This window comes from Prevotella brunnea (assembly GCF_008016795.1).
Lineage (GTDB): Bacteria > Bacteroidota > Bacteroidia > Bacteroidales > Bacteroidaceae > Prevotella > Prevotella brunnea.
The window spans coordinates 1-19051 of sequence record NZ_SDIK01000013.1 but is presented as its reverse complement, the minus strand read 5'-3'; the positions used below and the strand labels follow the sequence as shown (position 1 = coordinate 19051).

At 44.7% G+C, this 19051-nt stretch carries 19 protein-coding genes and 1 tRNA gene; 14 read left to right on the top strand and 6 right to left on the bottom strand.

Features of this window, described 5'->3' with window-relative positions; genetic code table 11:
* Nucleotides 1–14: 14 nt before the first annotated feature.
* Nucleotides 15–1043, bottom strand: a complete 1029-nt coding sequence (locus ETF27_RS01960; protein WP_130830415.1) for a DUF4435 domain-containing protein — start codon at nt 1041–1043, stop codon at nt 15–17.
* 18 nt (nt 1044–1061) lie between these two features.
* On the bottom strand, nt 1062–1880 hold the full coding sequence (locus tag ETF27_RS01955; protein ID WP_130830416.1) for an AAA family ATPase: 819 nt from the start codon (nt 1878–1880) through the stop codon (nt 1062–1064).
* Between the two features lie 274 nt (nt 1881–2154).
* On the opposite strand from ETF27_RS01955, the gene ETF27_RS01950 reads away from it, so the two are divergent.
* The 5 genes from ETF27_RS01950 to ETF27_RS01930 all read left to right on the top strand — a co-directional run bounded on the left by ETF27_RS01950 (nt 2155) and on the right by ETF27_RS01930 (nt 6688).
* The gene (locus ETF27_RS01950) at nt 2155–2775 is read left to right on the top strand and encodes a DUF6621 family protein (RefSeq protein ID WP_147785411.1); all 621 of its coding nucleotides are present in this window, start codon (nt 2155–2157) and stop codon (nt 2773–2775) included.
* Nucleotides 2776–2790: 15 nt separating this feature from the next.
* Complete coding sequence (locus tag ETF27_RS01945; RefSeq protein WP_147785410.1) at nt 2791–4029, top strand: saccharopine dehydrogenase family protein; 1239 nt, start codon at nt 2791–2793, stop codon at nt 4027–4029.
* 112 nt (nt 4030–4141) lie between these two features.
* A complete protein-coding gene (gene recA, locus ETF27_RS01940) occupies nt 4142–5149 on the top strand; it encodes a recombinase RecA (RefSeq protein ID WP_130830419.1) in 1008 nt (335 codons plus the stop codon).
* A 136-nt stretch (nt 5150–5285) separates the two neighbouring features.
* The gene (locus ETF27_RS01935) at nt 5286–5855 is read left to right on the top strand and encodes a 30S ribosomal protein S16 (RefSeq protein WP_130830420.1); all 570 of its coding nucleotides are present in this window, start codon (nt 5286–5288) and stop codon (nt 5853–5855) included.
* Between the two features lie 751 nt (nt 5856–6606).
* Nucleotides 6607–6688, top strand: a tRNA-Leu gene (locus ETF27_RS01930).
* A gap of 228 nt (nt 6689–6916) precedes the next feature.
* On the opposite strand, the gene ETF27_RS01925 is transcribed toward ETF27_RS01930, so the two are convergent.
* A complete protein-coding gene (locus tag ETF27_RS01925; protein ID WP_130830421.1) occupies nt 6917–8590 on the bottom strand; it encodes a putative transporter in 1674 nt (557 codons plus the stop codon).
* 399 nt (nt 8591–8989) lie between these two features.
* Between ETF27_RS01925 and ETF27_RS01920 the strand changes: the two genes are divergently transcribed.
* On the top strand, nt 8990–9889 hold the full coding sequence (locus ETF27_RS01920) for an urea transporter (protein WP_147785409.1): 900 nt from the start codon (nt 8990–8992) through the stop codon (nt 9887–9889).
* A 289-nt stretch (nt 9890–10178) separates the two neighbouring features.
* Here ETF27_RS01920 and ETF27_RS01915 read toward each other — a convergent pair whose 3' ends face one another.
* Nucleotides 10179–10943, bottom strand: a complete 765-nt coding sequence (locus ETF27_RS01915) for an acyl-[acyl-carrier-protein] thioesterase (RefSeq protein WP_147785408.1) — start codon at nt 10941–10943, stop codon at nt 10179–10181.
* Nucleotides 10944–10956: 13 nt separating this feature from the next.
* Nucleotides 10957–11841, bottom strand: coding sequence for a GYF domain-containing protein (locus tag ETF27_RS01910; protein WP_130830424.1), 885 nt, complete (start codon nt 11839–11841; stop codon nt 10957–10959).
* Between the two features lie 252 nt (nt 11842–12093).
* Here ETF27_RS01910 and ffh point away from each other — a divergent pair, with 252 nt between their 5' ends.
* The 7 genes from ffh to ETF27_RS01875 all read left to right on the top strand — a co-directional run bounded on the left by ffh (nt 12094) and on the right by ETF27_RS01875 (nt 17316).
* Nucleotides 12094–13446 carry a signal recognition particle protein gene (gene ffh / locus ETF27_RS01905; RefSeq protein WP_130830425.1) on the top strand — a complete coding sequence of 451 codons (1353 nt, stop codon included), beginning with the start codon at nt 12094–12096 and terminating at the stop codon, nt 13444–13446.
* Between the two features lie 36 nt (nt 13447–13482).
* Nucleotides 13483–14367, top strand: a complete 885-nt coding sequence (folD, locus tag ETF27_RS01900; protein ID WP_130830426.1) for a bifunctional methylenetetrahydrofolate dehydrogenase/methenyltetrahydrofolate cyclohydrolase FolD — start codon at nt 13483–13485, stop codon at nt 14365–14367.
* Between the two features lie 84 nt (nt 14368–14451).
* Nucleotides 14452–14631 (top strand): tetratricopeptide repeat protein, encoded by a 180-nt coding sequence (locus ETF27_RS01895; RefSeq protein ID WP_130830427.1) that lies wholly within the window; start codon nt 14452–14454, stop codon nt 14629–14631.
* Nucleotides 14632–14644: 13 nt separating this feature from the next.
* A complete protein-coding gene (locus ETF27_RS01890) occupies nt 14645–14878 on the top strand; it encodes a 4Fe-4S dicluster domain-containing protein (protein ID WP_130830428.1) in 234 nt (77 codons plus the stop codon).
* Between the two features lie 2 nt (nt 14879–14880).
* On the top strand, nt 14881–15969 hold the full coding sequence (locus tag ETF27_RS01885) for a 3-methyl-2-oxobutanoate dehydrogenase subunit VorB (RefSeq protein ID WP_130830429.1): 1089 nt from the start codon (nt 14881–14883) through the stop codon (nt 15967–15969).
* 15 nt (nt 15970–15984) lie between these two features.
* Nucleotides 15985–16752: a thiamine pyrophosphate-dependent enzyme gene (locus ETF27_RS01880; RefSeq protein ID WP_130830430.1), complete on the top strand. Its 768-nt coding sequence runs from the start codon at nt 15985–15987 to the stop codon at nt 16750–16752.
* Between the two features lie 21 nt (nt 16753–16773).
* The gene (locus tag ETF27_RS01875) at nt 16774–17316 is read left to right on the top strand and encodes a 2-oxoacid:acceptor oxidoreductase family protein (RefSeq protein WP_130830431.1); all 543 of its coding nucleotides are present in this window, start codon (nt 16774–16776) and stop codon (nt 17314–17316) included.
* An 88-nt stretch (nt 17317–17404) separates the two neighbouring features.
* Here ETF27_RS01875 and ETF27_RS01870 read toward each other — a convergent pair whose 3' ends face one another.
* Nucleotides 17405–17827 carry an HU family DNA-binding protein gene (locus ETF27_RS01870; RefSeq protein WP_130830432.1) on the bottom strand — a complete coding sequence of 141 codons (423 nt, stop codon included), beginning with the start codon at nt 17825–17827 and terminating at the stop codon, nt 17405–17407.
* Between the two features lie 545 nt (nt 17828–18372).
* On the opposite strand from ETF27_RS01870, the gene ETF27_RS01865 reads away from it, so the two are divergent.
* On the top strand, nt 18373–18897 hold the full coding sequence (locus ETF27_RS01865; protein WP_130830433.1) for a calycin-like domain-containing protein: 525 nt from the start codon (nt 18373–18375) through the stop codon (nt 18895–18897).
* Nucleotides 18898–19051: the final 154 nt, after the last annotated feature.

Here is a 19051-nt window from a genome sequence, read left to right as displayed (position 1 = left end):
TGAATCAAAGGGAGTTAAGAGACATTCGCTTCAGTTGGCGAAGAATAGGATTCCGATGACAAAAATTCTGCCAAATCGTTCTTCAGCCTTTGGAATGGAGGAGCATCTTGATAATAAAAGCCTCGCCGGAGCATGGAAACAATTCCTTCCATGCTGTGCTCATAGCTTGCCAACTCATTCTTTCGTTGCAAAGCATGCACCGCATTCTTGATAATTTCTTGTTCTCGGTCGTACACCAGCTTATCGCAAACTTTCTTCAGCACAGGAACAACAATATTGTCGAACAGATGATGCCCTTGAATGTATAAATAGGTGGTTTGCGGAGTTACGCCCAAACGCTTTATATCCTCTTTCAACGCGAGATAACTCTCCTTCGCGTCAGGGTAATCCTTGTGGAATTGGCGAATCTTACGCCAAACTTTCTTTCGAACTTTCTGGATACTCGCATCGAAATCCTCTAACGAGAAATGACCGGTGGCAATAATCCGATTGAAATCGGTGATCGTAAACTTTCCATAAATTCCCTTTCTATAGAACCAAATGCTCCAAACAAAAAGCGGAAACACAGCTTCGCTATACGAACGAAGGAAGTCCTCGAAATCGAAAATTGACTTATCATTGAGCGTTACCGCAACAACCACCTCATGAAGCCCGGAAGCATAACACTGTAGGTTCTCTATCGCGTAAGCATAGGTATGGAAAACATACGGATTATGATTGACCTCCCTTGAAGTGGGTGTGGCATCACGTAACAAATAATCATAGTCGGCATCCACACAGGCTATCATATTATCGCCAACGGTCTTGGATAAGAGGTTCATCAAAACCGACTTCTTCCCCTTTGTTAAGCGTTGCCGAGAGGGAAGCATCACTTCAAAATAACGTTGCTCGTTCTCAAAACTGCTAAGAACAGTGCGCCAAAAGAATATATCATCATAAGATTCCACGTAAGCGACTATCTTAGCGCGCGCATGCTTGCTCCCTAATTTATTCGAAGCTCGGATATAATCCGACGAGATGTTATCTTTCAGTTTCTTACCCATAGCCTTCGCCTTCGTTTATTAACTTTCAGTGATGTCTGTAACCTCTGTCACGTTATCAATCCATCCGTTCATGATAACAGCCGGACTGTGTGTGGTAAGAATGATTTGAACATTAGGGTTCAAATCGATAATCAAATCTATCAAACGCTTCTGCCATTCCACATGAAGACTCACCTCCGGCTCGTCCATGAAGAACACGTAGGGTTGATGATCTTGCACAAGAACGGTCAATAGGATGGCGAGTATCTGTTTTTCTCCACTCGACAGCTGATAAGGGTAGAGTGTTTCACCTACTTGCGAGAAGATAATCTCGTTTTCCGTTCGAACAATTTTCTTTCCGGTCTCGGTAAAGAGATCGTCAATAATATCCTGAAAGAGTTTTTTGGGTGCGGAAATGGTCTGCGCTTTCATAGCCGCGTCTGCATCACCGGATTGCAATTCTTCAATGATTCTATTGCCAACATTAACCTGATAATCAAGATACTTCCTCTGCAACTGGAACAATTGCCAATCCAATTCTGTGGAGAGGTTTAAGTCGATATTGGCAATGCTGTCCATATTCATCAGTGGACGATCGAAAGAACGAATGATGTCGTAACGTATCCACTTGGCATCTTCAGGAAAAACTTTCAGACGCACGCCTTTCAATAGGTGGCTTGGAAACTCCCCACCTTGCGAAAGACCTTTCACGACCTTGTTCAGTATCGTGCTTTTACCCACTCCGTTGATACCGCTTAGGACGTTCACTTGGCGGTCAAGTGTCCATTTAATGTGCTTTTTCCGTCCCCAGAGCGAATCAATCTCGATTTCCTCAATGTAATCAGCGTATTTTTGCATATCCGTTCCCTCTCTACATTATCACTACAAATATAGCTCTTTTCTTTCAAATTCGCATCAAATTATCGCTTTTTTTAACTTATTTCCATTCATTCTTACTAACGAGAGTACGCTTTCTCTTCCCCAAAATCAGGATTTGAAAGGAAAGACGACCCTGCCGTAAGTCGGTTTTCATCTTCCGGTTTGTTCCTTGACTAAGAATAATAGCCGAGCACTTTCAAAAAACTCGCTTAATTATTTTGGACTTCGAGCCTTTTACCGTATCTTTGTGGCAATGAATACGCAAGACACCCGGAGAGTAAAAATGAGCGAGAATGTCATCATTGTCGATGGAGATTACATTGATAACGTGGCATTCAACCTTACAATCAATTTTGAAAGAATGCTGAACAGGAGGATTCCTACAGCCGATTTCAGCCAATGGATTGTCAATATTGCTTTGGACGGACACATAAAACGCGGAGATAACGAAACGCAAGTAGTGATTTTGCACGATAAAAGCAAGCGAAAGCTCGATCATTTCATGCCCTCTACCTATGAGACCGAATTGGACAAACAGGCTTTCAAAGATGCCTCATTGGGAGAATTCATCCTTAACACCATCGCCACGGGCGAGGATGTTACCAACAAGAGCGATGTGTTGCTCGACTTTTGCAATATCGTGTTGAGTCACAAGGAAGTGCATCGCTTACTGCTCATACCCAATGCCGAAGACGCAGATATAGTTCGCCGACTACGCACCATGCTTAAGAACGTTGATGAAGAAGAAAAGCACATCACGCTCTTTGCCATGGAGCCTTTGGCAGGTGGCAATTTCAAGCAACAAATCCTGGGTTATTCCATCATGAACGCAATGGGCATCACCGCTGATGAGATAGAACGGAAAATAAAATAAAAACAATACAGAACTATGAGTAGAGTATTAATGATTGGAGCCGGAGGAGTAGCCACGGTTGCCGCATTCAAGATTGTTCAGAATCAAGACGTTTTTACGGAATTCATGATAGCAAGTCGCAGAAAAGAGAAGTGCGACGCATTGGTTAAAACCATCCACGACAAAGGCTACAAAGCAAACATAAAGACGGCTCAGGTGGATGCCGACAACGTGGAGCAACTAAAAGAATTGTTCAACGCTTTCAAGCCCGAATTAGTCATCAACCTTGCCCTGCCCTATCAAGATCTGACTATCATGGACGCGTGTCTGGCTTGTGGCTGCAACTATCTTGATACCGCCAATTACGAACCGAAAGACGAGGCGCATTTCGAATACAGCTGGCAATGGGCATACAAAGACAAGTTCGAGAAGGCGGGACTAACTGCCATCCTCGGCTGCGGATTCGATCCGGGAGTGTCGCAAGCATTCACGGCTTACGCCGCCAAACATCATTTCGATGAAATACATTATTTGGATATAGTGGACTGCAATGCCGGCAATCATCACAAGGCATTCGCCACCAATTTCAACCCGGAAATCAACATTCGGGAAATCACACAAAAAGGTTTGTACTACGAAAATGGGAAATGGATAGAAACAGAACCACTCGCCGTGCATCGAGACCTGACCTATCCGAACATCGGACCACGCGACTCATACCTCATGCACCACGAGGAATTGGAATCATTGGTAAAGAATTATCCCACCATCAAGCGTGCACGTTTCTGGATGACGTTCGGTCAGCAATACCTTACCTATCTCGATTGCATTCAAAATCTCGGAATGAGTCGTATAGACGAGATAGAATACGAGGCGCCACTCGCCGACAACAGCGGAAAAACGGCAAAAGTAAAGATTGTTCCGTTGCAATTCCTCAAGGCAGTACTACCCAATCCGCAAGACCTCGGTGAAAACTACGACGGAGAGACATCCATCGGATGCAGAATCAAAGGCATCAAGGACGGGAAAGAGAAGACATATTACATCTATAACAACTGCAAACATCAGGAAGCTTTTGAGGAAACGGGCATGCAGGGCGTAAGCTATACAACCGGTGTACCGGCAATGACGGGCGCGATGATGTTTTTCAAAGGCTTGTGGCGCAAACCCGGCGTTTGGAACGTGGAAGACTTCGATCCCGACCCATTCCTCGAACAACTCAACAAACAAGGATTGCCTTGGCATGAGGAAATTGACGGAGATATCGAGTTATAACCATAAGCCATCTACGGCAAAGTTACGGTAAAGAACAAAAGAAACATTCCATAAGAACTCGCTACTCTCCGCGAGAAAGGAAAACCCGAAAAGGGAAAGGAGAGACTAAGAAATGGCAGAAACAAACGAAGGAAAACTAAAAGCTCTGCAAGCCGCCATGTCGAAAATAGAAAAAGATTTCGGCAAAGGAACTATCATGCGCATGGGCGATGAAAAAATAGAAAATGTAGAGGTAATACCGACAGGCAGTATAAAACTCGACCTCGCGCTCGGTGTGGGAGGCTATCCACGTGGCAGAATAGTGGAAATTTACGGACCGGAAAGTTCCGGAAAGACCACATTGGCAATCCATGCCATTGCCGAAGCACAAAAAGCAGGTGGCATAGCAGCATTCATCGACGCAGAACACGCTTTCGATCGTTTCTATGCCAAGAGCCTTGGGGTGGACGTTGATAACCTTTGGATATCACAACCCGACAACGGTGAACAAGCATTAGAGATAGCCGACCAACTCATTCGCTCGTCAGCGATAGACATTCTCGTCATCGATTCCGTCGCAGCCCTCACCCCCAAGAAGGAAATCGAAGGCGACATGGGCGACAACGTAGTCGGATTGCAGGCACGATTAATGAGCCAAGCACTGCGCAAACTTACCTCGACTATCGCGAAGACCAACACTTGCTGCATCTTCATCAACCAGTTGCGCGAGAAAATAGGACAGATGTTCGGCAGCCCCGAAACCACCACCGGCGGTAACGCACTGAAATTCTATAGCTCTGTCAGAATCGACATCCGGCGCGTTACCTCTGTTAAAGATGGAGACAACATAATCGGGAATCAAGTTCGCGTGAAAGTGGCAAAAAACAAAGTGGCGCCACCTTTCCGAAAGGCAGAGTTTGAAATCATCTTCGGCGAAGGAATTTCAAAGATTGGAGAAATTCTCGACCTTGGTGTAGAAAACAACATCATACAAAAAAGCGGAAGCTGGTTCAGCTATAACGGTACGAAACTGGCACAGGGACGCGATGCCACCAAAACCGTGCTCAGAGATAACCCCGAACTCACGGAAGAAATAGAAGAACTCATCCGGACTGCACTGAAAGCCAAGACTGAAGAATAAAAAACAACATTCTTGCACCAATAAAGCAATATAATACGCACATTATTTGGTAGTTAGAAAATAAAGAAGTAATTTTGCACTCGCTATCACGTGATGATGGCATTAAATTCAAACTAATAAATATTTATAACAAATTATGGCAACAAGAATCAGATTGCAACGCGGTGGTCGCAAAGGACACCCTATCTATAGGGTAGTGATTGCCGATGTTCGTGCACCACGAGATGGTAAATGTATTGAGAAGATTGGTACTTATAACCCAAATACCAATCCTGCCACAATAGATTTGAATTTCGATCGTGCCCTCTATTGGCTTGAGACCGGTGCTCAACCCACAGACACAGCTCGCTTCATCCTAAAGAGCGAAGGGGTTTACATGATGAAACATCTCCGCGGTGGAGTAAAGAAAGGCGCATTCGACGAAGCTGCATGTCAACAGAAGTTCGACGCTTGGAAACAGCAAAAAACAGCTGCCACGGAAGCTTTGGAAAAGAAAGCGGAAGAGGACAAGAAGGCTGTAGCCGCAAAAAATCTTGAAGCGGAAAAGAAGATGAACGAGACTATTGCCAAAAAAGTAGCCGATAAAAAAGCAGCTGAAGCTGCTGCAAAGGCTGAGGCAGAAGCCGAGAAAGCCAAAGCAGAAGCAGCAGAGGCAGAAACTGCTCCGGAAGCCGACGCTGAAGCAGCACCGGCTCAAGAGGCTTAATCACATCTCAAAAGAAAATTCAAAAGGATGCGACGAATTATCGTTGCATCCTTTTTTTACGCACTTAACACCAACGCTCATAAAGCGAAATATGGGACTCCCTGCCACGCTATTCCAAAACAGCCATCAGCCCACTAATCCACGTAAATTCAACAATCCCCAACCCCTCGTTTGGGATAAAAAGACACAAAAGCAACCAAAAGCAAGGGCTTTGCCACCCTCCCTCTTACTCGCTTCCCCTCCAAAATAAATACACATGACATCCGGGAAAGATTTGAAACAACGGTTCTATTCACACCCACAAAAACATCTTTGAAAACCCATGAACGATATTTTCTTGAAATTACCAAGCAGTGGTAAAAGGATTACCGGTGAGTGGTAAGAAGATTACCAATGAGTGGTAAAAGGATTACCACTGCTTGGTAATTTCAGCGAAACCGAGGACTTGATTCCGCATCATTCGTGGAAATCTTCTTCATTCTGTTCGCATTGCTTTTATGTGTACATCCCTCTTTCAAGGGTGATGTCATTCACGAGTTAGAGGGAGCTTGCATCCCGACATGATTCCTAATTTTTATAAAGGCAGAAATTAACGCGGAGACCTACAAATTTACACCTCATTGTTTTTAAAACGCACTCATTACAGCAATTATCTCCAACTACCATGAGACCATTCTCGGTTTCGCACATAAATATATTCGGAAAATATTTGGATTTTAACCATAATTGACTTACCTTTGCAGCCACAATCGCGCCTGTGGCGGAATTGGTAGACGCGTTAGACTTAGGATCTAATGTCTCACGGCGTGCAGGTTCGACTCCTGTCAGGCGCACCCAATAGAAAGATAAGTAACTTATTATCAGATGAATAAATACTTACAATTCTAAAGATTACCACTATTTTGCTCTTTTTTTTTCCTCATCTCAGTCAATAGTGGTAAAAGATATAGCATGTAGAAATTATCAGAGAGACTCAAAAACGCCACATCGGAATGCGTGGGAGCATATTCCGGTGTGGCGTTTTTCCGCTAAAGGTCGTTTCGCGCAGACTGTTGAAAGACCTATGCAAAGAGTAAAACCATCCATTGCGCCACCATTACCCTGATAAACATCGTAAGCGGATAAATAGTGGCGTATTTAATGGCAGGCGTGTTGTTCTTGGAGGCATCGGGGGTAAGCGACAGTGCCGGAGCAAAAGTCATATTACCTGCCACAAATCCCAACAACGTGAAGTAGTCCAACTTCAGCCAATATCGCCCTAAAATGCAGGTAGCCCACAGAGGGACGAGCATGATAATTGCAGCGTAGAACATCCAGAGATAACCACCATCGAGCAATTTATCGATGAAACTTTCGCCCACGCTCAGTCCCACGCAGCCCAAGAAGAGCGTAATGCCCAGTTCACGCAACATAAGATTCACACTTTGCGTGTTATGCGTATTCAATCGGAAACGAGTTCCGAAATTACTGATTAGAATGGCAACAACGAGGGTTCCCCCGGAGAATCCCAATTTAACCGGCATTGGCATGCTTCCCAGAGGAATTTCAATGCTTCCCACCAATACGCCAATCATGATAACGATGAAGATGACAAATAAGTTTGGTTTGCGAAGATTGGTGGCTGAGTTGCCCAAGATCTGCTCTACATGTTTCACGTCGTCTTCTTCACCCACAAGAATTACGGTATCGCCCATCTGCAACAACAGGTCGGGACGCCCAATAAGATGAACTCCGGCACGTTGTACGCGAGAGATATTTACGTTATAGAGCGAACGGAATTTCAGTTCTTCAATACTCTTTCCATTAATAGAGCCTTGGGTTACCAAACATCTTTTCGATACAAGCCGACTGTCTAACTTGCGCCATTGTGAGTCAGCCATCTCTATCTTATGACCGAGGAAAGCGCAAATCGTCTCTACCTCCCCTTGTTCCGTTACTGCCAAGAGCTTATCCCCCTCATTGATGATGGATTTTGGATGGGCCATTTCTATCTCTCCCGTGTCTTTATGGAGTATTCTGGAAATGACAAATTCATGTTTGTCCAATAAGCTTTTCACATGAGCTATCTCCGTTCCGAAGACTGCCGGATTGGTTACTTCTATGGAGAAGACCAACGCTTCCCTTCGCTGTGCTTTTTCCCGGTCCTCAATTCTGCGTGTTTCTTCGTCCATCCTGACACGCAGCACCCATTTCAAGCAACTTGTCGTGAGAATCATACCCAAGATGGCAACAGGGTAAGAGAGGGCGTAACCAATACCAATGTCGGGTGATGCTGTCCCCGTCATCCCTTTGGCAGCCTCTTGCGCTGCACCCAAAGATGGTGTGTTGGTAACAGCTCCGGAGAGAATTCCTACCATGGTGGCGATGGGCGTTCCGGAAAGCGAGTAAATCAGATAGGTGATACCGATGGCCAATACGATTGAAACCATTGACAGCACATTTAGTTGAACGCCTCCCTGTTTGAAAGTTGAGAAAAATCCCGGTCCTACAATCATTCCAATTCCGAAGATGAAAAGCACCATACCGCTTTCTTTCACATAGGAAAGCACCATAGGGTCGATTTTCAATCCCAAGTGTCCCGCCAAAATACCGGAGAAAAGCACCCAAGTTACTCCAAGTGAGAAACCTCCCATCTTAATCTTGCTAAGCAATAGTCCTACCGTGAGCACCAAAGCCAATACAAAGATGGCTTGTCCGATGCTGGTTCCTGTCAATAAACTTTCAATTACATCCATTTGTGGTCAATTAAATCTTTTGTTGCGATGCGTGCCATCCCATCCGTATCCCCTCGGTCGAAAAGCTGCGGGACGACAGTTGAAAACGATTGATGTCTTGCGAAAGCGTTGCATCCACGTCATATTCTTATGGTTTTTTCTTTTCATCTCTCCCAAGATACGCCAATTGCGTCATGGGAGATTTTAATTTCGGTGCAAAGGTACAACAAAGTTCTTATATCCAACCTTTTTAGTCGGTTTTTTGCTTTTTTATCTCTGATTGATTGTTTAAAAGGAGTTTTTCTGCTTTAGAACCGTTGTCTATCGTTAAAAATATAAAACGAATGGGACTAATCCGACCGATTGCACGAATATTGCCACTAATTTAATATATTTGTACATCAAATCACCACAACAACCATGAATCTATACAACATATTTAAGGTTTTCCTTCGGGGCGTAGGACAAGTCGTTTTTCTGAACAATGCTCTCTCCGGAGCTTTGATGCTATTGGGAATAGCTTTTAATTCCCCTTTCATGTGCATAGGCGCACTGATGGAAACCATCGTTGGCACACTCACCGCGAAAGGCTTGAACTATGATGATACCGAAATAGACAAAGGGTTGTACGGATTTAACGGAACGTTGGTGGGGATTGCCGTTCCCTGCTTTCTTTCGATTAATGTTTGGTCGGTACTGTTGTTAATCATTGCGTCCGCCTTATCGACATGGGTGGTGCATATTGGTGGAAAACAAAAGCTGCTACCCGTGCTTACGGCTCCTTTTGTACTGATTACATGGTTATTGTTACTTATGACCGCTGCTGTTCCGGATTTGCGTATGACGGAAGATATCGCCCACGCTGCCGAAACGACTTTTCATCCCTTAAAGGCTTTTTCCTTGGGGTTCGGACAAATCATGTTACAAGGCAACAACATGATAACGGGCTTTTTGTTCCTGGCGGCTATCGCGGTGAACTCCATTCGCATGGGAGGAAGAGCTGCCTTGGCGTGCTTGCTATCGTCATCATTGGCGGTCTGTCCATTCATGGAGACGAGCGTGATGAACAATGGCTTGATGGGCTACAATGCCGTTTTAGCATTTGTGGCGATTACCGATGTTGTTCCCACGGCATCATGGAGGTATCTCAAGGCTGTCGCGGCGATATTGCTCTCTTGCTTGTTTCAGTTTGTGGGTCTGCGCTTGGGCTTTACCACGCTCACTGCCCCATTCGTCTTGGCTGTCTGGGTTGTGGTTCTGTGCGATAAGATTGAAACCCGACTGTCTTCCAACCAGTTCCGCACAGGGTCAATCAGGTGAAAAGACATGTCGAGAACAAGAGAAAATATCAGGATGACAAATTGTTGATAATCAGAAGCTTACAGAGCGCTTTTCAAAAGCTAAGCTTTTGCGATGTAAAAGCTAAGCTTTTAGGACGCAATACCTAAGCTTTTGGATTGCAAAAGCTTAGCTTTTAAAAACCGACAGCTGACGCATGAAAACTTAATCGCATTTTTTTACCCCGCCGGTTGTTGTCTTTTCGGCGGACAAACGCCGGTTTTATTTCTACAAAGTGGCAGAACAACCGTAAAGAGCAATGGAAGATGCTTTAAAACAAGAGGCGGGCGCGACAAACTTCCGTTTCACCTTCCGTGTTGCTCTTTGTTATTCGCACAAAGAAATCATTGGTGTTTGTCGAGGAAGCCGGCGCACGATAAAACTTTAATTTATCTCCCAAATGCGCTTCAGCAACATAAGCAACTTCAAACCTTTTCAGCAGATGCGCTTCATACCATTCGAGCGACCACAAGTCAAGTACGTGTTCGATGTATTTGATGGAATTTATATGTCCGTTTATATCCACATCATTATAATAAGTGTCAATGGAAGATATATATTCCGCAATTTTCCCCATTTTCACTCTTGATGATTTCTCAATGGGGCAAGACTTTCCTTTCTCAACATACTCGGTTATTTTTCCATCGTTTACAGCCAACAAATCAACGGGTTGGCGACTCTTCGTATCAATCATCGCCCACATGCTTTTGCCGTATCCATAGACATGGTTCTCCGTTCCCAATATTTTGAAATTGCGACTGGTAAAGGATTTGAACACATCATCTATCCAAGTTTCAATATAGAATTTGTCGTACATACGAGGCATATCCGTCATTTCGATGGAGAGTCTGCTCAGAACCCATGTCTTACCGATGGTATTCAGATAACGCAAACCATATCCGTGCTCGCTGCTGTGGAAATCGGCAGCATTGAGCAATTGGTTTCCGAGATGCCCCATGAACAACCTTTGTGAGAAATCGCAATGGAATGGTTCCGCTAAAAAGGCATATCGTCCTGTCGTGGGTAGTTGTTCCATTTTTCTTAATTCCTTAAATTGAATCCGTTTCATCGGCAGCATCCCCGCCTTGTGATACGCCCAATTCACCAAGAATATCGTCAATGGCAGATCCGAGCATTCCCTTGATGGTATTGGCAGCCGGGTCGATGACCGAATCTTTCAACACCTGTTCTGCCTTCTTCTGCAAATCTTCTTTCATCTTGCTCTCTGCCGTCTTATAATATTTATCGGCAGCCTCCCTGAGGTCTTTTTTGTCAATGGTGAAGATGTGCTTCAAGATGCCGAAAGAAACGATGTGTTCTTTGTTATCGTAATTAACTTTCCCAACAGAGCATACGAAATAATTATCTACGGTTACGAGATTATCAATAGCAGCCGAGATTACCTTTCCCATGAAAGCATCGCTGATGGTGTGAAAGGCTTTCTCCAGCCATTCGTCCTCCGGACTCGAATCGGTTGCTTGCGCCGCGTCGCTCACGGTGGAACTTACCACATCGGAAAGAGCATCTTTATGATCTTGAGTGGTCGGACATGTGAGAACAAGCAAAGTCATCAACGCAATGAAGCCGATGAAGAAGCCCAACAAACAACCATGTGAACTTTTCCGGTTTTTCTTCGGCTCCGTACTCTCCGGAATAGCCACCGGCGTGGCATCAACGAAGGGCATTTCCTCTGTGGGTTGTCCTCCCCCATTCCCCTCATCTATCGATTTGTCGGCTGAAGTTGTCCCCCTTTGCGCAGCATCTCCGGACTTGTTCATTAAAATTTGGCGCAGTTCGTCTATCTGCCATGCAGGAGTCCACGCATTTTTATCAACAGGCATCACCAACGTAGTGGCATCCAATCCGCGTTCCGCGAGTTCCTTCATGGTATAAGGTCCGCGCTTTTCGTTGTCTATACTAATGAAATATTCCATTACTCTTCTGTTTAGATAATCCCTTGACGCGATGTTTCCAATCAAGCGTCCTCTGTTTATGGATGCGAAATTATAGATTATATTCTGAACCTACAAATATTTTTTGGTTTTTTAGTTTACATGACTACACATAAAACAAAAGAAAAGGTATGAAAAAGATGGTATTTAATAAAAAAAATGTTTTTCTTTTGCGTTTATTTGTCATATTTGCTATCTTTGCATATAATATTGATTAATGTATAATTATTAAGGATGTTTGAAAATTTAAGTGATCGTCTTGAACGTTCCTTTAAGATACTTAAAGGTGAAGGGAAGATAACCGAGATAAATGTAGCCGAGACTCTGAAAGATGTCCGAAGGGCTTTGCTGGATGCCGATGTGAATTATAAGGTGGCAAAGTCGTTCACCGACACCGTGAAACAGAAAGCCTTAGGAATGAATGTGCTCACTGCCGTTAAGCCCGGACAACTGATGGTGAAGATTGTTCACGATGAGTTGGCAGAATTGATGGGCGGCGAAACAGTGGGACTGCAATTGGAAAGCAAGCCTGCCATTATCCTTATGAGCGGTTTGCAAGGATCCGGTAAGACCACTTTCTCCGGGAAGCTGGCTAATTTGCTCAAGACGAAAGAACATAGGAAGCCCCTCCTTGTGGCTTGCGACGTTTATCGCCCTGCCGCAATCGAGCAGCTGAAAGTCGTGGGCGAACAGATTGGCGTGCCGGTTTACAGCGAATCGGAAAACAAGGATGTAAACACGATTGCCAACAACGCCATAAAGGAAGCAAAGGCAAAAGGCAACGATACCGTCATCATCGATACAGCAGGTCGATTGGCTGTGGATGAGGAGATGATGAACGAGATAGAGAGTCTGAAAAACAGCATAAATCCCGACGAAGTCTTGTTTGTCGTCGATTCCATGACCGGTCAGGACGCAGTAAACACTGCCAAGGAATTCAACGACCGCTTGGATTTTGACGGTGTGGTATTGACAAAACTCGATGGCGATACACGAGGCGGCGCGGCACTTTCCATTCGCACAGTCGTTACAAAGCCCATCAAATTCATCGGTACCGGTGAAAAGATGGAGGCTCTCGATGTGTTCCATCCCACACGAATGGCAGACCGCATCTTGGGAATGGGCGATGTCGTTTCGCTGGTTGAGAGAGCGCAGGAACAATTCGATGCAGAAGAAGCCAAGAAACTTCAAAAGAAAATTCAGAAAAACCAGTTCGATTTCAACGACTTCTACAACCAAATTCAACAAATCAAGAAGATGGGCAACCTAAAAGACCTTGCTTCCATGATACCGGGTGTTGGCAAAGCCATTCGCGATGTGGATATTGACGACAACGCATTTAAGGGCATCGAAGCCATCATCCTAAGCATGACGCCAAAGGAACGGACCAATCCGGAATTGCTGAACAGCTCGAGAAAACAAAGAATAGCAAAAGGATCGGGAACCGACATACAAGAAGTAAACCGCCTCATCAAACAGTTCGACCAAACACGCAAGATGATGAAAATGGTTACCGGCTCGAAAATGGCTGGCATGATGGGAAGAATGAAGAACATGCCGGGCATGCCAAAAATGCCAAAGCTCTAATCAGAAAAGAAACCAACCTAAAATCAAATTATAGATATGGCATATCAAATTATAGATGGTAAAGCAACAGCCGCAGCCATCAAGACACAAATCTCGGAAGAGGTGCGAAAAATAATGCAAGAAGGTGGGAAACAACCCCACTTGGCTGCTATACTTGTAGGTCATGACGGAGGAAGCGAGACCTATATGAAAAACAAGGTGAAGGCTTGCGAACAGTGTGGCTTTAAGTCCACGCTCATTCGTTTCGAAGAAGATGTAACCGAAGAAGAGTTGTTGGCATGTGTGGATAAACTAAACAACGACAAAGACGTTGATGGATTCATCGTACAACTTCCCCTTCCAAAACATATCGACGAACAAAAAATCATCATGGCAGTGGACTATCGCAAAGATGTTGATGGATTCCACCCCATCAACGTGGGACGAATGTCTATCGGTTTACCCTGCTTTATCTCTGCCACCCCATTGGGAATGCTCACGTTATTACAACATTACAACATCCCCACATCAGGTAAAAAATGCGTCATACTCGGACGAAGCAATATCGTGGGGAAACCCATGGCGCAACTCATGATGCAAAAGCAATACGGCGACTCCACCGTAACGGTTTGCCACTCTCGCTCCAAAACACTGAAAGAGGAATGTAGAGAAGCCGACATTATCATAGCCGCCATAGGAAGTCCGGAGTTTGTAACTGCCGACATGGTGAAAGAAGGTGCTGTTGTTATCGACGTAGGTACAACCCGCGTACCCGACACCTCGCGGAAGAGTGGCTATCGACTGTGTGGCGATGTGAAGTTCGATGAGGTAGCGCCAAAATGTTCTTACATCACACCCGTACCCGGTGGCGTAGGTCCGATGACCATCTGCTCGTTGATGAAGAATACATTGGCAGCCGGAAAGAAAGAATTTTATAAATGAAAAGTCCCAACGACAATTGCGGCGCATTAACACCGACTTTTGCTCAACACTCTCTTTGGTGATTTATCCTAATTGACAAGAACAATGACAGCAGAAGAATATTTCAAGGTAGGTAACGAATATCGGAAAAGGGGAGATTTCATGAATGCGATGAATCAATACATGGAAGCCATCGCCCTCGATCCGAACTCGCCGGCTGTGGAAGCCAAAAGAATGTTGGAGGATATTTTCAATTTCTATCATAAAGACGCATACAATCCTTAAAAAAGAAAAGACTATGAGCAAAATGATGGGAGCTATTGTCGTGAATACCGACAGATGCAAAGGATGCCAATTGTGTGTTATTGCATGCCCAAAGAAAGTAATATCTTTGGTTCAAAAGAAAGTAAACGCCCACGGATACCCCTATGTAGGAGCAATCCATGCTGAGGCATGTATAGGCTGTGCCACATGTGGCATCGTGTGTCCGGACGGCTGTATCACGGTATATCGTAAAAAAGTGGAGGAATAGTTATGGAAGAAAGAGAAGTAACATTGATGAAAGGCAACGAGGCTATAGCCCACGCTGCCATCCGCTGTGGAGCTGATGGTTATTTCGGCTACCCCATTACTCCGCAAAGTGAGATAATAGAGACATTGGCACTGCTAAAACCATGGGAGACTACAGGAATGGTCGTGTTACAAGCGGAGAGCGAGATAGCTTCCATCAACATGATTTATGGAGGAGCAGGAGCCGGAAAGCGAGTGCTCACCTCATCTTCTTCACCGGGATTGGCATTGATGCAGGAAGGCATCAGCTACATGGCAGGTGCGGAACTTCCGGGAGTATTTATCAACGTGCAACGAGGCGGTCCGGGATTGGGCACCATCCAGCCGAGCCAAAGCGATTATTTCCAAGCAACGCGAGGTGGCGGAAACGGCGATTATTACGTTATCGTATTGGCGCCGAACTCTGTTCAAGAGATGGCAGACTTCGTTGATTTGGCTTTCGAGCTTGCGTTCAAGTATCGCAATCCTGCTATGATATTGTCAGATGGAGTCATTGGACAAATGATGGAGAAGATAGTGCTTCCACCCATGAAGCCACGCAGAACGGAAGAGGAAATAAAGAAAGAGTGTCCGTGGGCAACCATGGGCAGAAGTGGTATGCGCAACCCGAATATTATCACGTCCCTGGAACTGAAATCCGAGGTGATGGAACAACGCAACCTTCATTTGCAGAAAAAGTATCAGACGATTTGTGAACAAGAAGTGCGCTTCGAGGAAACAAGTTGTGAAGATGCCGATTACATCATTGTGAGTTTCGGAAGTGCCGCACGCATTGGAGAGAAAGCCATGGAGTTAGCAAGAGAACAAGGCATCAAAGTCGGATTGTTCCGTCCCATCACTTTATGGCCTTTCCCAAGCAAGAGAATTGTCGAGCTATCAGCAGGCAAGAAAGGCATCTTAGTGAGCGAAATCAATGCCGGGCAGATGATAGAGGACGTTCGACTGGCTGTAAATGGTGCATTGCCTGTTGAGCATTATGGCAGACTCGGTGGTATCGTTCCCGATCCTGAAGAGATTGTTGAGGTATTAAAAGAAAAACTGATAAAAAAATAGAGGGAGGACAGCCTTATGGCAAACAATATTATTTCGCCGGAGAACTTAGTGTATGAGAAACCCAAACTGATGAACGAAACGGCAATGCACTATTGCCCCGGATGCTCACACGGTGTGGTTCATAAACTCGTGGCAGAAGTGATTGCTGACATGAACATGGAAGAAAAATCCATTGGGGTTAGTCCTGTGGGATGCTCAGTTTTCGCTTATCGATACATTGACATTGACTGGCAAGAAGCAGCTCATGGCAGGGCACCCGCAGTGGCTACAGGCATCAAGCGATTATGGCCCGACCGATTAGTTTTCACCTACCAAGGCGATGGCGATTTGGCATGTATTGGGACAGCCGAGACCATTCACGCCTTGAACCGAGGTGAGAATATCACGATTATCTTTATCAACAACGCCATCTATGGAATGACAGGCGGTCAGATGGCTCCTACCACCTTGATAGGACAAAAGACTGCCACCTGTCCTTACGGTCGCGATCCGGAAATTCATGGTTATCCACTCAATATCACCGACTTGGCAAGTCGGTTGCGTGGCACGTGCTATGTTACACGACAAAGTGTTGATGGCGTAGGTTCCATCACGAAAGCCAAGAAAGCCATTCGCAAAGCCTTCGAGGCGAATATGCAAGGCAAGGGCAGTGCTTTGGTGGAAATCGTTTCCACCTGCAACAGCGGATGGAAACTATCTCCGGCACAAGCAAACGAGTGGATGCGCGAGAATATGTTCCCCGAATATGTTAAGGGCGACCTTAAAGACACAACGGGAATTTAGTCATCATTAAACTTTTGGCACATGAAAAAGGAAATTATTATTAGTGGCTTTGGAGGTCAGGGCGTACTTTCCATGGGTAAAATCTTGGCTTATTCCGGTTTAATGGAAAATAAGGAAGTTACTTGGATGCCTGCTTACGGTCCGGAACAGCGAGGTGGCACCGCCAATGTAACGGTAATTATCAGCGATGAGCGCATTTCCTCTCCGATTCTCAGCAAATATGATGTCGCAATTGTGCTCAACCAGCCTTCGTTGGATAAGTTTGAACCGAAAATCAAGCCGGGTGGCATCCTCATCTATGACGGATATGGAGTGATAACGCCTCCCACACGCAAGGATATCCGGGTTTATCGGATTGATGCGATGAACAAGGCGGCAGAGATGAAAAACTCAAAAGTCTTCAACATGATTGTCTTGGGTGGACTGCTGAAGGTCTGCTCCGTAGTCAGTACAGACGGATTGAAGAAAGCTTTGTACAAGACATTGCCGGAAAGGCATCACCACTTGATACCATTAAACATGGAGGCAGTGGAAGAAGGCAAAAGGCTGATTGCAGAAGAATAATTCTATCGTTATCATCGATTTCGATAAGAAAACAAGAGCAAATGGGGGGTAATGGGTCATCATTATCCCCCTCCTTTATATTTTCAAGCTATTCCTCGTCTTCAGAATCAGCCCAAACCACCTGCACGCCTGAAGCAAAATCCTGCTTACTCTTGCGCGTAAGAGGGTCGCGCCGACTGGCAGGAAGGAATTTACACTTTATGCCGGTAATGTTCTTTTTTATGTCGAAGTCTTCCTTATTAGTTACCGGCTCACTCTCCACCGTAAGGTGAAATCGTCCCAATCCGTCCAGCACTACGGTGTTCCCCAAGCTGAGATTGTAACTTATTTCATCCACTAAGGCCATGATGATACCCGTTACCTCACCACGCGTAAACGAAGTATTCTCCTGAATGGAAGCAGCCAGATTCTCTGTGGTCGTCACACCGTTGCTCACCACGCGTGCATGCCATTTCCCCTCACTCTTTTTTTCCTTGAATTTGCTCTGTTGCAAACGTATGCTGATTGCCATATCGCTAAAGATTTTAAAATTAAAAACTCATATCATCATTGCAAAGATAAACATTTATATGAAATTACCAATGTGTAATATAGTTTATTTTTAGTTCTTGCATAAATTATATTATCTCGTCATGACGAAAGCAAGACAATCGTTCCTACGCTTTCATAGGAGCGACTACACAACGATGGTTCACAACAGTGGCACAGAATATTCATTCGGAAAGATTTTTTATACAATCGCCGAGCACCTCCTACTTTTTTTAACGAAAGCCGGAACAAAAGGGTTTGGAATGTTAGAAAATGATTATTTTATTACACAAATACTACAAAATAGTTCATTTTAATACCATTTATGGAGAATTTCTTACGATTTAAGCAGATTTCTACAAACAAACCTATAAAAATAATAAAAAACATGGAGCTTTTTCGTTTTTTGTTTAAAGCATTTTATCTTTGCAAGCACAGAACAAGTTGCATAATGTTACAGTTTCCGGAAACAGCTTTAACCACAAGCAATCTGTTTAATTGATTTAATAACAAATTAAAAACAAAAGTATGAAAAGACTAATAATGATGTTTGCAGCCGTAGCGATGATCTGCGGTCAGACGAAAGCTCAAGAGGTAAACGACAATGTGTCCGGCACATATTCGGGTAATTTCTACACTGTGGTGAAAGCCACCGAGGAAGTACAGAGCGATGCTTATTCCGGGACCATACAAATAATTGCCAACGAGGACGGAAGCAGCTGTTCAATGGAGCTGAGCGGATTTGCCACAAAAGAGAGTACCTTCAACAGCGTGAAACTCGACAACGTGAAACTTGAAACGGCAGCCGATGGCAATAAGACCATTACGTTCGACCCACTATCGGTACAGCTCACGACACAAGACGGAAAGACGTATGACGGAAAGATAATCCCGGCGGGAAATGAGAACAGCATTAAGGGGAACAGCCTTTCGCTTGTCATGATGTTCCCACTTTCTGAGTCGGAGAAGCTCTTCATCTATTTCAACGGAACAAAACCGACAACCGAACAGCCCGTGCAATCAGAAGAACCGCAAGAAACAATGCCGGAATAAACCTGACATATTTGAATGGCAATGTTTCGTAAAAGAATCGAATTTCAACCACCTGTGGGTTTTCACTCACAGGTGATTTTTTTGTCGCAAACTGACGCCAAAACGCTGACATATCCACGTTCCCATTCCAAACTGTCTTATACGGATTTAGCTT

Coding starts and splice junctions, on each gene's coding strand:
- ETF27_RS01960 (WP_130830415.1), bottom strand. CDS start 1,043: ATGGGTAAGAAACTGAAAGATAACATCTCGTCGGATTATATCCGAGCT.
- ETF27_RS01955 (WP_130830416.1), bottom strand. CDS start 1,880: ATGCAAAAATACGCTGATTACATTGAGGAAATCGAGATTGATTCGCTC.
- ETF27_RS01950 (WP_147785411.1), top strand. CDS start 2,155: ATGAATACGCAAGACACCCGGAGAGTAAAAATGAGCGAGAATGTCATC.
- ETF27_RS01945 (WP_147785410.1), top strand. CDS start 2,791: ATGAGTAGAGTATTAATGATTGGAGCCGGAGGAGTAGCCACGGTTGCC.
- recA (WP_130830419.1), top strand. CDS start 4,142: ATGGCAGAAACAAACGAAGGAAAACTAAAAGCTCTGCAAGCCGCCATG.
- ETF27_RS01935 (WP_130830420.1), top strand. CDS start 5,286: ATGGCAACAAGAATCAGATTGCAACGCGGTGGTCGCAAAGGACACCCT.
- ETF27_RS01925 (WP_130830421.1), bottom strand. CDS start 8,590: ATGGATGTAATTGAAAGTTTATTGACAGGAACCAGCATCGGACAAGCC.
- ETF27_RS01920 (WP_147785409.1), top strand. CDS start 8,990: ATGAATCTATACAACATATTTAAGGTTTTCCTTCGGGGCGTAGGACAA.
- ETF27_RS01915 (WP_147785408.1), bottom strand. CDS start 10,943: ATGGAACAACTACCCACGACAGGACGATATGCCTTTTTAGCGGAACCA.
- ETF27_RS01910 (WP_130830424.1), bottom strand. CDS start 11,841: ATGGAATATTTCATTAGTATAGACAACGAAAAGCGCGGACCTTATACC.
- ffh (WP_130830425.1), top strand. CDS start 12,094: ATGTTTGAAAATTTAAGTGATCGTCTTGAACGTTCCTTTAAGATACTT.
- folD (WP_130830426.1), top strand. CDS start 13,483: ATGGCATATCAAATTATAGATGGTAAAGCAACAGCCGCAGCCATCAAG.
- ETF27_RS01895 (WP_130830427.1), top strand. CDS start 14,452: ATGACAGCAGAAGAATATTTCAAGGTAGGTAACGAATATCGGAAAAGG.
- ETF27_RS01890 (WP_130830428.1), top strand. CDS start 14,645: ATGAGCAAAATGATGGGAGCTATTGTCGTGAATACCGACAGATGCAAA.
- ETF27_RS01885 (WP_130830429.1), top strand. CDS start 14,881: ATGGAAGAAAGAGAAGTAACATTGATGAAAGGCAACGAGGCTATAGCC.
- ETF27_RS01880 (WP_130830430.1), top strand. CDS start 15,985: ATGGCAAACAATATTATTTCGCCGGAGAACTTAGTGTATGAGAAACCC.
- ETF27_RS01875 (WP_130830431.1), top strand. CDS start 16,774: ATGAAAAAGGAAATTATTATTAGTGGCTTTGGAGGTCAGGGCGTACTT.
- ETF27_RS01870 (WP_130830432.1), bottom strand. CDS start 17,827: ATGGCAATCAGCATACGTTTGCAACAGAGCAAATTCAAGGAAAAAAAG.
- ETF27_RS01865 (WP_130830433.1), top strand. CDS start 18,373: ATGAAAAGACTAATAATGATGTTTGCAGCCGTAGCGATGATCTGCGGT.